The 13,393-nt window shown below is 69.7% G+C and carries 11 protein-coding genes; 10 read left to right on the forward strand and 1 reads right to left on the reverse strand.

Going from position 1 to position 13,393, the window contains the following annotated elements; translation table 11 throughout:
• From E1285_RS08860 to E1285_RS08880, 5 genes are all read left to right on the forward strand, one after another.
• The coding region (locus tag E1285_RS08860; protein ID WP_132149986.1) for an acetyl-CoA C-acyltransferase at positions 1 to 1,057 on the forward strand (1,057 nt) is incomplete at its 5' end.
• Positions 1,054 to 3,141, forward strand: coding sequence for a 3-hydroxyacyl-CoA dehydrogenase NAD-binding domain-containing protein (locus E1285_RS08865; RefSeq protein ID WP_132149988.1), 2,088 nt, complete (start codon positions 1,054 to 1,056; stop codon positions 3,139 to 3,141). The genes E1285_RS08860 and E1285_RS08865, both read left to right, overlap by 4 nt.
• A gap of 173 nt (positions 3,142 to 3,314) precedes the next feature.
• Positions 3,315 to 4,799 (forward strand): amino acid permease, encoded by a 1,485-nt coding sequence (locus E1285_RS08870; RefSeq protein ID WP_132149990.1) that lies wholly within the window; start codon positions 3,315 to 3,317, stop codon positions 4,797 to 4,799.
• A 118-nt stretch (positions 4,800 to 4,917) separates the two neighbouring features.
• On the forward strand, positions 4,918 to 6,267 hold the full coding sequence (locus tag E1285_RS08875) for an FAD-dependent oxidoreductase (RefSeq protein ID WP_132149992.1): 1,350 nt from the start codon (positions 4,918 to 4,920) through the stop codon (positions 6,265 to 6,267).
• A gap of 70 nt (positions 6,268 to 6,337) precedes the next feature.
• Positions 6,338 to 6,703, forward strand: coding sequence for a hypothetical protein (locus tag E1285_RS08880; RefSeq protein ID WP_132149994.1), 366 nt, complete (start codon positions 6,338 to 6,340; stop codon positions 6,701 to 6,703).
• Between the two features lie 38 nt (positions 6,704 to 6,741).
• Here E1285_RS08880 and dxs read toward each other — a convergent pair whose 3' ends face one another.
• Complete coding sequence (gene dxs / locus E1285_RS08885) at positions 6,742 to 8,673, reverse strand: 1-deoxy-D-xylulose-5-phosphate synthase (protein WP_132149996.1); 1,932 nt, start codon at positions 8,671 to 8,673, stop codon at positions 6,742 to 6,744.
• A gap of 169 nt (positions 8,674 to 8,842) precedes the next feature.
• Between dxs and idi the strand changes: the two genes are divergently transcribed.
• From idi to E1285_RS08910, 5 genes are all read left to right on the forward strand, one after another.
• Positions 8,843 to 9,421 carry an isopentenyl-diphosphate Delta-isomerase gene (gene idi / locus E1285_RS08890; RefSeq protein ID WP_132149998.1) on the forward strand — a complete coding sequence of 193 codons (579 nt, stop codon included), beginning with the start codon at positions 8,843 to 8,845 and terminating at the stop codon, positions 9,419 to 9,421.
• 143 nt (positions 9,422 to 9,564) lie between these two features.
• On the forward strand, positions 9,565 to 10,872 hold the full coding sequence (locus E1285_RS08895; RefSeq protein ID WP_243722650.1) for an ABC transporter substrate-binding protein: 1,308 nt from the start codon (positions 9,565 to 9,567) through the stop codon (positions 10,870 to 10,872).
• Complete coding sequence (locus E1285_RS08900) at positions 10,869 to 11,762, forward strand: sugar ABC transporter permease (RefSeq protein WP_243722651.1); 894 nt, start codon at positions 10,869 to 10,871, stop codon at positions 11,760 to 11,762. The genes E1285_RS08895 and E1285_RS08900 overlap by 4 nt, the downstream gene beginning before the upstream one ends.
• The gene (locus E1285_RS08905) at positions 11,759 to 12,613 is read left to right on the forward strand and encodes a carbohydrate ABC transporter permease (RefSeq protein WP_132150002.1); all 855 of its coding nucleotides are present in this window, start codon (positions 11,759 to 11,761) and stop codon (positions 12,611 to 12,613) included. The genes E1285_RS08900 and E1285_RS08905 overlap by 4 nt, the downstream gene beginning before the upstream one ends.
• A gap of 270 nt (positions 12,614 to 12,883) precedes the next feature.
• Entirely contained in the window at positions 12,884 to 13,309 is a 426-nt protein-coding gene (locus E1285_RS08910) for a hypothetical protein (RefSeq protein ID WP_243722653.1), read from the forward strand.
• The last annotated feature ends 84 nt before the right edge of the window (positions 13,310 to 13,393 follow it).

Raw genomic sequence — 13,393 nt, forward strand, 5'->3', positions numbered from 1 at the left:
CCTCCCGCCCGAGCGGGTCGACGAGGTCGCCATCGCCGCCACCACCCAGACCGGGGACCAGGGCCTCACCATCGGGCGGTCCGCCGCCGTGCTGGCCGGGCTGCCGAAAAGCGTCCCCGGCTACGCCATCGACCGCATGTGCGCGGGCGCGATGACCGCCGTGACCACGTCCGGCGCCGGGATCTCGTTCGGCTCCTACGACGTCGTCATCGCGGGCGGCGTCGAGCACATGGGGCGGCACCCGATGGGCGAGGGCGTCGACCCGAACCCCCGGTTCCTCGCCGACCGGCTCGTCGACCCGTCCGCCCTCGTCATGGGCTCGACCGCCGAGAACCTGCACGACCGGTTCCCCGGCATCACCAAGGGCCGCGCGGACGCCTACGCCGTCCGCAGCCAGGAGAAGGTCGCCGCCGCCTACGCCGCCGGCAAGATCCAGCCCGACCTCGCACCGACCGCGATCCGGTCCGGGGAGAACGGTTGGGGGCTCGCGACCGAGGACGAGCCACCGCGTCCCGGCACGACGCTGGACGACCTGGCCGAGCTGAAGACCCCGTTCCGCGTGCACGGCAACGTCACGCCGGGAAATGCCGCCGGGCTCAACGACGGCGCCACCGCCTGCCTCCTGGCCGCCGAGGACGTGGCCCGCGACCTGGGCCTCACCCCGAGGATGCGGCTCGTCGACTTCGCCTTCGCCGGGGTGGAGCCGGAGGTGATGGGCGTCGGGCCCGTCCCGGCCACCGAGAAGCTCCTGGCCCGCAACGCGCTGACCATGGACGACATCGGGCTCATCGAGATCAACGAGGCGTTCGCGGTGCAGGTGCTGGCGTTCCTGGAGCACTTCAAGATCGCCGACGATGACGCGCGGGTGAACCCGTGGGGCGGCGCGATCGCCCTCGGCCACCCGCTCGCCTCGTCCGGCGTCCGGCTGATGAACCAGCTCTCCCGCCTGTTCGAGGAGCGTACGGACGTCCGGTACGGACTGACCACGATGTGCGTGGGCATGGGCATGGGCGGAACCGTCCTCTGGGAGAACGCCGACTGGGAGGGGCCGAAGTGAGCAACCTCGCTGAACTCTTCGAGGACGAGGTCGTCACGCACGCGTACGTCAGGGACGTGACACTCCCGCACGGTGCGGGCACCCTCGCCCTCATCACGCTCGACAACGGACACGACCATACGAAACCCAATACATTCGGCCCGAACGGCCTTTCCGACCTGAACGCCGCCCTCGACGCGATCGCCGGGCGCGGCGACATCGTGGCCGTCGGCGTCACCGGCAAGCCGTTCATCTTCGCCGTCGGCGCCGACCTCAACGGCGTCCCGCTGATCGGGAGCCGCGCGGACGCGCACGCCATCGCCAGGCTCGGACACGACGTGTTCCGGCGGCTCGGCGAGCTGGACGTCCCGTCGTTCGCCTACTACAACGGCGCGGCGATGGGCGGCGGCGTCGAGATCGGGCTGCACTGCACGTACCGGACGATCTCGTCCGGGGTCCCGGCGCTCGCGCTGCCCGAGACGTTCCTCGGGCTGGTGCCCGGCTGGGGCGGGACGTACCTGCTGCCGAACCTGATCGGCGCGGAGAAGGCGCTCAAGGTCGTCATCGACAACCCGCTCGCGCAGAACCGCACGCTGAAGGGCCCGCAGGCGTACGAGCTGGGCATCGCCGACGCGATCTTCGACTCGGCCGACTTCCCGGAGGAGTCGCTCTCCTGGACGGCCCGCGTCCTGAACGGCGACATCGTCGTCCGGCGGTCCGAGGTCGACAAGGGCAAGGCGTGGGACGACGCCGTCGCCTTGGCGCGCTGGAACGTCGACGGCAAGCTTCACGGTGCCGCGCCGTCCTACACCCGCGCGCTCGATCTGATCGCCGCGGCCAAGGACCGCACCCGCGACGAGGGCTTCGAGGCAGAAGACGAAGCACTGGCCGACCTCATCATGAGCGACGAGCTGCGCGCCGGCCTGTACGCGTTCGACCTCACCCAGAAGCGCGCGAAGAGGCCCGCCGGAGCGCCCGACACGTCCCTGGCCCGCAAGATCACCAAGGTCGGCGTCGTCGGCGCCGGGCTGATGGCCTCGCAGCTCGCGCTGCTGTTCGCGCGCCGCCTGGAGGTACCGGTCGTGCTGACCGATCTCGACCAGGAGCGCCTGGACAAGGGCGTCGGCCACGCGCACGGCGAGATCGACAAGCTGCTCGGCAAGGGACGGGTCTCCCCCGACAAGGCCAACCGGCTCAAGTCCCTGATCACCGGCTCGCTCGGCAAGGACGCGTTCGCCGACGCCGACTTCGTCATCGAGGCCGTCTTCGAGGAGATGTCGGTCAAGAAGAAGGTGTTCGCCGAGGTCGAGGAGTACGTCTCGGCCGAGTGCGTCCTCGCGACCAACACCTCGTCGCTGTCGGTCAGCGAGATGGCGTCCGGGCTGATGCACCCCGAGCGGGTGGTCGGCTTCCACTTCTTCAACCCTGTCGCGGTGCTGCCGCTGCTGGAGATCGTCCGGGGCGAGCGGACCGACGACGCGACGCTGGCCACCGCGTTCGCGGCGGGCAGGCAGCTGAAGAAGTCGTGCGTGCTGGTGAAGGACGCCCCCGCGTTCGTCGTCAACCGCGTCCTGCTGCGGCTGCTCGCCGAGATCGTCGAGACGGTGGACGAGGGCACGCCGATCGAGGCGGCCGAGCGTTCCGCCGCGCCGCTGGGCCTGCCGATGCCGCCGTTCGTGCTGATGGGCCTCGTCGGGCCGGCGATCGCGCTGCACGTGAACGAGACCCTGCACGAGGCGTTCCCGGACCGGTTCCCGCTGTCGGACAACCTGGCGAAGCTGGTCGCGTCCGGCAAGTCCGGTGTGTACCTGCCCGACTTCTCCCTCGACCCGGGAGTGGCGGAGATCTTCGCCGGCGGGACGGATCCGTCCACCGAGGAGCAGGTCCTCGACCGGGCGCTCGGCGCGCTCGCCGACGAGATCCGCATCATGCTGGACGAGGGCGTCGTCGCGGCCCCGCAGGACATCGACCTGTGCATGATCCTCGGTGCCGGGTGGCCGTTCCACCTCGGCGGCATCACCCCGTACCTCGACCGGTCGGGCGTGGCCGAAAGGGTCACCGGCCGCCGCTTCCTGGAGCCGGGGGTCGCCTCCCTGCCGGCCTGACCCACCTCGCTTTCCCCGGGAAAAGAGGTGTTTCGGACCGATGTCCGGGACGCCTCTTCCCGGTGTTCTCGCACTTCACGGATGCGGACGCGGTCCAACGGCCATAAGTCGTTCACATATGGGCATACGGATGGCAGCCGAGTTGATCACCGGGAGGCGAAAGGGCGCCGAGGATGAACCTGCTGCGCACGAAGTCGGTCGAGCAGTCGATCCGCGACACGGAGGAACCCGGGCACCGGCTCCGGAGGGCGCTGTCGGCGCTCGACCTGACCGTGTTCGGGGTCGGCGTCATCGTCGGCACCGGCATCTTCGTGCTGACCGGCCAGGTCGCCCGGGACAACGCGGGACCCGCGGTCGCGCTGTCGTTCATCTTCGCCGCCGTGGTGTGCGGGCTGGCGGCACTGTGCTACGCCGAGTTCGCCTCCACCGTCCCGGTCGCCGGGTCGGCCTACACCTTCTCCTACGCGACGCTCGGCGAGTTCCCGGCGTGGATCATCGGCTGGGACCTCATCCTGGAGATGGCGCTCGGCGCGGCGGTCGTCGCGGTCGGCTGGTCCGGGTACTTCGCCTCGCTGCTGGACGGCGTCGGCATCACGCTGCCGACCGAGATCGCCGGCCCGCCGGGCGAGGGCGGGACGGTCAACGTCCCGGCGATCGTGCTCGTGCTGCTGGTGACCGCGCTGCTCGTGTTCGGCATCAAGATCTCCTCACGGGTCAACGCCGTGGTCGTGGCGATCAAGGTGTCGGTGGTGCTGCTGGTGATCGTCGCGGGGCTGTTCTTCGTCAAGGGCACGAACTACGACCCGTTCATCCCGCCCTCGCAGTCGACCCCGGAGGTCGGCGGCCTGGACGCGCCGCTGATGCAGGTGCTGTTCGGCGTCACGCCGGTCGCCTTCGGCTGGCTCGGCATCTTCTCCGCCGTCGCGATCGTGTTCTTCGCCTACATCGGGTTCGACATCGTCGCCACCGCGTCCGAGGAGGCCCGGAACCCGCAGCGGGACCTGCCGATCGGCCTCATCGGCTCCCTCGTCATCACCGCCATCCTGTACGCGGCGGTGTCGACCGTGGTCGTCGGCATGCAGCACTACACGGAGCTGAGCACCGGCGCGCCCCTCGCGGACGCGTTCGAACACGCTGGGCATCCCGCGTTCGCCACCATCATCGACGTCGGCGCCGTCGTCGGCCTCATCACGGTCGTGATGATCCTGCTGCTCGGGATGAGCCGCATCTTCTTCGCGCTGAGCCGGGACGGCCTCATGCCCGCCTGGCTCTCGGCCGTCCACCCGCGCTTCCGGACCCCGTACCGCTCGACGATCATCATGGGCGTCATCGTCGCCGTCCTCGCCGGGTTCATCCCGCTGGCCGAACTCGCCACGCTGGTCAACATCGGCACGCTGTTCGCGTTCGTCGTCGTCTCGGCCGCCGTGGTGGTCCTGCGCCGCAAGCGCCCGGACCTGCCGCGCGCGTTCCGCACGCCGCTGGTCCCGCTCGTCCCCGTCCTGTCCGTGCTCGCCTGCCTGTTCGTGATGATCAACCTGCCGGTGGAGACCTGGATCCGGTTCCTGGTGTGGATGGCCATCGGCGTCGTCGTGTACGCCGCGTACGGGTACCGGAACAGCCGCCTGCAGCGCGCCGGCGAGCCGTCCGGCAAGCAGTGACCGCGCGAGGCGCCGATGCGGGCGGCGGCCGCCCGCACCGCCCCGAGGCCTCGGCCCTGACGGCTCGTGATGGGGGTCACTGTGTCCTTTTGCTCGCCGGGTGGGCACAATGGCCCGCATGGCTTCTCCAGCACTTGTCGCGGTGATCGGCTCCGGACCAGCGGGAATCTACGCCGCCGAGGCCCTCGTCAAGCAGACCGACGGCAACGTCCGGGTGGACGTGTTCGACCGGCTGCCGACGCCGTACGGGCTGGTTCGCTACGGAGTCGCGCCCGACCACAAGTCGATCAAGGCGATCGCCAAATACCTGCAGAAGGTACTGGAGAATCCCGCCGTCCGGTTCTTCGGCTGCGTCGAGCTGGGACGTGACGTCAGCCGCGCCGACCTGCTGGACTGCTACGACGCCGTCATCTACTCCACCGGCGCGATGGTCGACCGGCAGATGCGCATTCCCGGCGAGGAGCTGCCCGGCAGCATCGCCGCGACCGACTTCGTCAACTGGTACTGCGGGCATCCCGACGCCGCCGACCACACCTTCGACCTGTCGGTCGAGGAGGTCGCGGTGATCGGCGTGGGGAACGTGGCCGTCGACGTCGTCCGGATCCTCGCCAAAACCGCGGAGGAGCTGCGCGAGACCGACGTCCCCGAGCAGGTCATCGAGGCGCTGTCGGCCAGCCGCGTCAAGCGCGTCCACATGATCGGGCGGCGCGGCCCGGCGCAGGCGAAGTTCACCACCAAGGAGGCCCGCGAGCTGGGCGAACTGCCGAGCGCGAGCATCAGCGTTAGCCCCGAGGACATGGCCCTCGACCCCGCGAGCGCCGAGCTGGCCGAAAGCGACCGCAAGGTCGGCGGCAACATCAAGGCGCTGAACGCCTGGACCGGCGAGCCGGCCGCCGGGCGTCCCCGCCACATCGACGTGCGGTTCTGGCGCGCCCCCGCCGAGATCATCGGCACCGGCCGCGTCGAGGGCCTGAAGCTGGAGAAGACCCGGCTGGACGAGACGGGCCGCGTCACCGGGACCGGCGAGTTCGAGACGCTCCCCGTCGGCCTGGTCATGCGGTCCGTGGGGTACCAGAGCGTCCCCCTGGAGGGCGTCCCGTTCGACGAGCGCTCCTACACCGTGCCGAACGAGGGCGGCCGCATCACCGGCCCGGACGGCGACCCCGTGCCCCGCGAGTACGTCGCCGGCTGGATCAAGCGCGGCCCGTCCGGTGTCGTCGGGACCAACAAGTCCGACGCCGCCGAGACCGTCCGCAACCTCCTGGAGGACCTCGAAGGGTCGGAGACCGACCCCAAGCGCACCATCGAGGAGCTGCTGGAGTCGCGCGGCCTCCCCGTCGTCACCTACGAGGACTGGCTCAAGCTGGACGCCGCCGAGATCGCCCTCGCCGAGTCCCTCGACCGCGGCGAGCGCGTCAAGCTCGCCCGCTGGGAAGCGATGACGTCCGCCTGCCGCGGCCGGGAGTAACACCCTCCGCGCGAAGAACCCGGCCGCAAGGTAGTGACGGACATGTGACCCGGACGCTACGGTGCCGCGTGTGACCGGCGGTCCAGAACTGTACGGGTTCCCCCCACCCGAGTCGGTCCCCGACCTCAGGTGGCTGGGCCCCGACTACGTGTCCGTACTCGTGTACGACCTGACCCAGGGACTCCTGCGCCAGGACCCGCGCACGTCCGTGATGGGCGTGCGGTGCGAAGGCGAGCCGCGGCTCGACCCCTCGGTCGACCCGTCCGGGGTCATCCGCGCGCATGACGCCTGCTTCCCCCTCCAGGTCTTCGTCCAGGACGGCGCCGGACGCCCCTGGCGGCTGCGCGGGCGATGGACGTACTCGGGCCGCGGTCTCGGCACCGCCGCCGCGTCCATCACCCACTTCTGGCAACTGCTGTCGGCCGAAGGGGTCTAGTCCCGGTGGTCCAGTCCCGGTGGTCTGGTCCTGGTCGTCTAGTCCTGGTCCGACGTCTCCCGGTCGGATGCCTCGTGGGTCTCCGGTGAGGTGATTCGGGCGATGTACTCGGTGATGTCGCGGGCGAGGGCCTGGGGCGTCAGGCCGATGTCGGTGAGGATCTCGGCGCGGGCGGCGTGGTCGAGGAACTCCTGCGGGATGCCGAACGTGCGCACCGGGGCGTCGACCTCGGCGTCGCGCAGCAGGCGGGCGACGGCGTCGCCGACGGCACCGGTGCGGCCGTTGTCCTCGGCGACGGCGACGAGCGCGTGCTCGCGGGCGAGGTCCGGCAGCGCCGGGTCGAGCGGCTTGACCCACCTCGGGTCGAGGACGGTGACGCCGATGCCCTGCGCGGCGATCAGCTCGGCCGCCTCGACCGCGGGCGGCGCCATCGACCCGGCCGCGACCAGCAGGACGCGGGTGCCGTTGGAGCCGTCGTGGCGGGCCAGGACGTCCATCTCGCCGACCTTGCCGACGGCCTCGATGTCGGCGGCGGCGGGCCCCTTCGGGTAGCGGATCGCGGTCGGGCCGTCGTCGACGGCCACGCACTCGCGCAGCAGCTCCCGGAGCCGGGCGCCGTCGCGCGGGACGGCGACGCGCATGCCCGGCACGAGCTGCAGGATCGACATGTCCCACATGCCGTTGTGGCTGGCGCCGTCGTCACCGGTCACGCCGGAGCGGTCCAACGCGAACGTCACGGGCTGGCGGTGCAGCGCCACGTCCATCAGGACCTGGTCGAACGCGCGGTTGAGGAACGTCGCGTACACGGCCACGACCGGGTGCAGGCCGCCCATCGCGAGCCCGGTGGCGGAGGTGACGGCGTGCTGCTCGGCGATGCCGACGTCGAAGATGCGTTCGGGGAACTCCTCGGCGAACGGGGCGAGCCCGGTCGGGTGCAGCATCGCGGCGGTGATGCCGACCACGTCGCCGCGGTCCCGCCCGATCTCGACCATCTCCTCGCCGAAGATCTTCGTCCAGGCGGGGCCGCCCTTCTTGCGGACGAAGGCGCCGGTGGCGGGGTCGAACGCGCCGCCGCCGTGCATGCAGTCCTCGTCGTCGTTCTCCGCCGGGGCGTAGCCGCGTCCCTTGGTGGTGATGCAGTGCACGATGACCGGCTGGCCGAACCCGCGGGCCCGGCGCAGGGCGCGCTCGACGGCGTCCTCGTCGTGCCCGTCGATGGGGCCGACGTACTTCATGCCGAGGTCCTCGAACATGGCCTGCGGCTGCAGGACGTCCTTCAGGCCCTTCTTGATGCCGTGCAGGGCCTCGTAGGCGACGCTCCCGACCACCGGGGCGCGCGGCACCGTCTTCTTGATCAGGTCGAGCGCGTGCTCGTAGCCCTGGGTGACGCGCAGGTTCGCGAGGTGGGACGCCAGGCCGCCGATCGTCGGCGAGTAGGAGCGGCCGTTGTCGTTGACCACGATGATGACGGGACGGTCGGCGCCGCCCGCGATGTTGTTGAGCGCCTCCCAGCACATCCCGCCGGTGAGCGCGCCGTCGCCGACGACGGCCACCACCGCGCGGTCGGTCTCGCCGCGGATCTGGAACGCCTTGGCGAACCCGTCGGCGTACGACAGGGCCGTGGAGGCGTGCGAGTTCTCGATGACGTCGTGCTCGGACTCGGCGCGGCTCGGGTAGCCGGACAGGCCGCCGCGCTTGCGCAGCAGCTCGAAGTCGTGCCGTCCGGTCAGCATCTTGTGGACGTAGGCCTGGTGCCCCGTGTCGAACAGGATCTTGTCGTGCGGCGAGTCGAAGACCCGGTGCAGCGCGATCGTCAGCTCGACCGCGCCGAGGTTGGGCCCCAGATGCCCGCCGGTTCTGGAGACCGCCTGGACGAGGAACTCGCGGATCTCCTCCGCGAGCCGAGACAGTTGAGCGGCGTCCAGTCGCTTGAGGTCTTCGGGACCTGTGATCGACTCCAGCAAGCTCACTCGTTTCAACTCCTCCGTCGGGGATCGGGTCTCCCCTGGCTCGGGCCGTTCCGAGTTTAATCCCGGTTGGCCCGCGACGCGCCGCAGGCCACCTGCCTCACGGGTGTGAAAAGACTGACCCCCGGTGAAACGGCTGCCCGTACGGCCGGTGATGGGGTAGGAACAGTGCATGGTCGTCGAAGAGATCGTGCTGCTCAACGCGGAAGACGAGGCCGTCGGGACCGCGCCCAAGAGCACCAGCCACCACAGTGACACGCCATACCACCTGGCTTTTTCATGTTATGTGGTGAATACGGAGGGTCGCGTTCTGATCACCCAGCGCGCCCTGGACAAGCGGACGTTCCCCGGCGTCTGGACGGGGAGCTGCTGCGGCCACCCCGGTCCGGGCGAGGGACTGCGCGACGCCGTCCTGCGGCGCCTGCGGGACGAGCTGGGCATACCAGACGCGTCGCTCACCTCCGTCCTGCCCGGGTTCCAGTACCGGGCCGTCGCCGAGGACGGGACCGTCGAGAACGAGCGCTGCCCCGTCGTGCGCGCCACCGTCCCCGCGGACGGCTCCGTGCACCCCAACCCGGACGAGGTGGAACGCGCGCAGTGGTGGACGTGGGACCGCTGCCTGGAGCTGGCCGGCGAGCCCGAGTCGTCGCCGTGGTACCGGCTCCAGCTCGCCGAGCTCGCACCGCTGGGCGCCCCGCTGGACTGGCCCGACGCAGGCCGGGGAGACCTGCCGCCCGCGCTCGGCTGGTGACCGCGCGGGCGGCGTCCGCCGTCCGTCCCGTTCGTCCCCGATGACGCAGCATCACCGCTTGATCACTTTTCCGTCCCCGGTGTTGACCGGTGCGCGTTCCGAACGGACGCTTGCTTTTCCCGGGGCAATCGAAGGGACGGACGATGCGAGTACGTACTCCAAGGCGCCGCCTGACGGTGTTCGCGGCCGTTGCGATGACCGGAGCACTGGCCATTTCGGGCTGCGGCGCGAACGAGGACGAGGGCTCGAACAACGACAAGTCCGAAGTCGAGGTCTTCTCCTGGTGGACCGGTCCAGGAGAGGCCGACGGGCTGAAGGCGATGCAGGCCGACTTCGAGAAGAAGAATCCCGGCACGAAGTTCACCAACGCGGCGATCGCCGGCGGGTCCGGCACGCAGGCCAAGGCGGTACTCGCGAGCCGGCTGCAGAACAAGAAGCCGCCGGACTCGTTCCAGGGCCACGCGGGCGCCGAACTGCTCGACTACATCAAGGCCGGGCAGATCGAGCCGCTGGACGACTTCTTCAAGCAGAACAACCTGAACTCGGTCTACCCGAAGCAGCTCCTCGACCAGATCACCTACAAGGGGCACATCTACTCGGTCCCGGTGAACATCCACCGGTCGAACGTGCTCTGGTACAACCCCGAGATCCTTGAGGACGCCGGGGTCGACGGCCCGCCCAAGTCGATCGCCGAGTTCATCACCGCGCTCAAGGCCGTCGAGGACGAGACCGGCAAGGTCCCGCTGTCGCTCGGCGCGCAGTGGACGGCCGACCACCTGCTGGAGAACGTCCTGCTGGGCAGCCTCGGCACCGACGCCTACAACGCGCTGTGGGAGCCGGGCGCGGACTGGGGCGGCGCTGCCGTCACCAAGGCGTTGAACGAATTCGCCCAGATCATGGAGTACACGACGATGGAGGCCGCGTCCACCGACTGGCAGGGCGCCGCGAAGGCCGTCGTGGACGACAAGGCCGCGTTCAACATCATGGGCGACTGGGCGTACGGCTACTTCACCGGCGAGGCGCCCAACGGACTCGGCAAGAAGCTCGACACCGACTTCAAGTACGCGCCGGCCCCCGGCACCGAGGGCACCTACATGTGGCTGTCGGACAGCTTCACCCTGCCCAAGGGCGCGCCGCACCGCGGCGGGGCGATCGCATGGCTGAAGGAGGTGTCCAGCAAGGAGGGGCAGGACCTGTTCAACCCCAAGAAGGGCTCCATCCCCGCCCGCACGGACGCCGACAAGAGCCTCTACACCGGCTACCTGCAGTACGCGTTCGAACGCTGGAACAGCCCTGACATCAAGCTCGCGGGTTCGTTCTGGCACGGCGTGACCGCCAACAACAAGTGGCACACCGACATCGACACCGCGGTGGGCCTGTTCCTGCAGAGCAAGGACGTGGGCAAGCTCCAGCAGGCGCTGGTGACCGCGGCCCAGAACAGCGGACAGTGAGGCTTCGCCGTATCCGGAAGTGGCTGCCGGGGCTGCTGCTGGTCTCGCCGTCCATCGTCGCGATCGGCGTGTTCGTCTACGGGCTCATCTTCTGGAACACGCGGGTCGCGCTGAGCGGCAAGCACGACGAGGTCTCCGAGTACGGGTTCGACGGTGGAAAGAACTTCGTCGACCTGTGGTCCCAGCCGAGCTGGCCGGGCGCCGTACGCAACGCGCTGGTGTTCACCGTCGTGTTCGTCATCGGCGCCCTGCTGCTCGGCGCGTTCCTCGCGTTCCTGATGGACAAGGGCGTCCGCGGTGAGGCGTCCTTCCGGATGATCTACCTGTTCCCCATGGCGGTGTCGTTCATCGCCACGGGCGTGGTGTGGCGCTGGCTGATGAACCCGGCGCCGCCGGAGCGCGCGGTCGGCCTCAACCAGCTGTTCGACAAGCTCCATCTCGGGGCGCTGGCGAACGACTGGTGGCAGAACCCGGACTGGGGCATGGCGGCGATGGCGCTGCCCGCGATCTGGCAGATGTCCGGATACGTCATGGCGTTGTATCTGGCCGGGTTCCGCAGCGTCCCCGAGGACCTGCGCGAGGCGGCACGCGTGGACGGCGCGTCCGAGTGGAAGGTGTACCGGTACGTGGTGTTCCCGCAGCTCCGCCCGGTGACGCTGTCCGCGCTGATCATCCTCGGGCACATCTCGCTGAAGGTGTTCGACCTGATCATGGCGATCGCGGGCAAGCAGATCATCACCTACGTCCCGGCCATCGCCACCTACGTCGAGATCTTCGACCGGCACGATCCCGCCAACGGCGCCACCATCGCCACGTACATGCTGGTCGCGGTGGCCGTCCTGGTGATCCCGTACCTGGTCTGGTCGGTCCGTTCGGAGCGGGACCGATGACGGCCGTCAAGGCACCGGCGGCGCGCGGCACCTCCGGCGCCGGGCAGATCGTGAAGCTGGCCGTCCTGCTGGCGTTCGTCCTGCTGTTCCTCATCCCCGTGTACGTGCTGGTCGTCACCAGCTTCAAGCCGCTGGACGAGGCCGACCCGAGCAGCGCGTGGAGCCTGCCGGACCAGTGGAGCACGTCCGGCTGGAGCGCCGCGTGGAACGAACTGAAGGGCGGGCTGGCCAACAGCGTCAAGATCGCCGTCACCGGCTCGATCATCTCGGCGGTGCTCGGCTCGCTGAACGGCTACGTGCTGTCCAAATGGCGGTTCCCCGGCGCGGACGTCGTGTTCACCCTGTTCCTGTTCGGCATGTTCATCCCGTACCAGGCGGTGATGATCCCGCTGGCCGGGGTGCTGACGGACATCGAGCTGTCCGGGACGATCCGCGGCCTCATCCTCGCGCACGTCGTGTACGGCATCCCGATCTGCACGCTGATCTTCCGTAACTACTACGTGACGATCCCGGACGAGCTGATCGAGGCGTCCCGCGTCGACGGCGCCGGGATGCTGCGCACGTACTGGTCCGTCGTCCTGCCCGTCTCGGGCCCGGCGTTCGCCGTGACGATCATCTGGCAGTTCACCTCGATGTGGAACGACTTCCTGTTCGCGGTGTTCCTCGGCGCCCCCGACAGCTGGCCCGTCACGGTGATGCTGAACAACACCGCCGGGTCGGGCGCGGTCGCCGTCCAGTACAACCAGCAGATGGCCTCGGCGCTCCTGGCGTCCCTGCCGACACTCCTCGTCTACCTCCTGCTCGGACGCTTCTTCATGCGGGGCCTCATGGCGGGCGCCCTGAAGGGCTGACCGGAACGGGCTCAATCACACGGACACGTCAACCTGACGGCACCCTCAAGCGTCACATGGGTGATCAAAGGAGATCCGCATGGGAATCGGACGGCCGGGCGATGGTCCCATGCCGGACCACGACGCGCTCACCCCGCTTGTTGGCATATCCACCGAGATGCGCCTAGCCTCTCGGTCATCGTCATGCGGCACACCGGCTTTCCGCCGGGGCCCCGGCGATCCCGGAACGACGGAGACGGGGGAAGAACCGGAGGTGACCGCGTGCAGGCGATGAGTGTTCAGCAGCCCTGGGCGTTCACGATCGCGCGCGGCGGCAAGACCGTCTCCAACCAGGACATGCCGACCGCCTACCGCGGCCCGCTCCTCATCCACGCCTCCATGCGCGTCGACCTGAAGGCGTGCGACTCCCCGCTCGTCCAGGCCGCCGGCTGGGACCCGCGCGACCCCCTCGCCACCATCGGCGCCGTCATCGCCGTCGCCGAACTCGCCCACGTCTGCTCCGCGGGCGACGGCTCCTGCGACTGCGGCCCCTGGGCGAACCCGGGCTCACACCACTGGCACCTCACAGACGTGCAGGCACTCCCCCGCCCCATCGTGGCCGTCGGCCACCCCGGCCTCTGGCAGCCGAAGACCTCCCTGACCAGCGCGGTAACCACCATGTTCACCACAACCGCCGCCCTCAACAACGCCACCTGAGAGTAAACGGGTCACTACGCTGAGCCTCTGAATCCGGTCGGGGAACGGGGGCAGCAGTGAGAGTCGTCCATGATCACGGTGGTT

The organism is Actinomadura sp. 7K507 (assembly GCF_004348425.1).
In the GTDB taxonomy this organism is placed as follows: domain Bacteria; phylum Actinomycetota; class Actinomycetes; order Streptosporangiales; family Streptosporangiaceae; genus Spirillospora.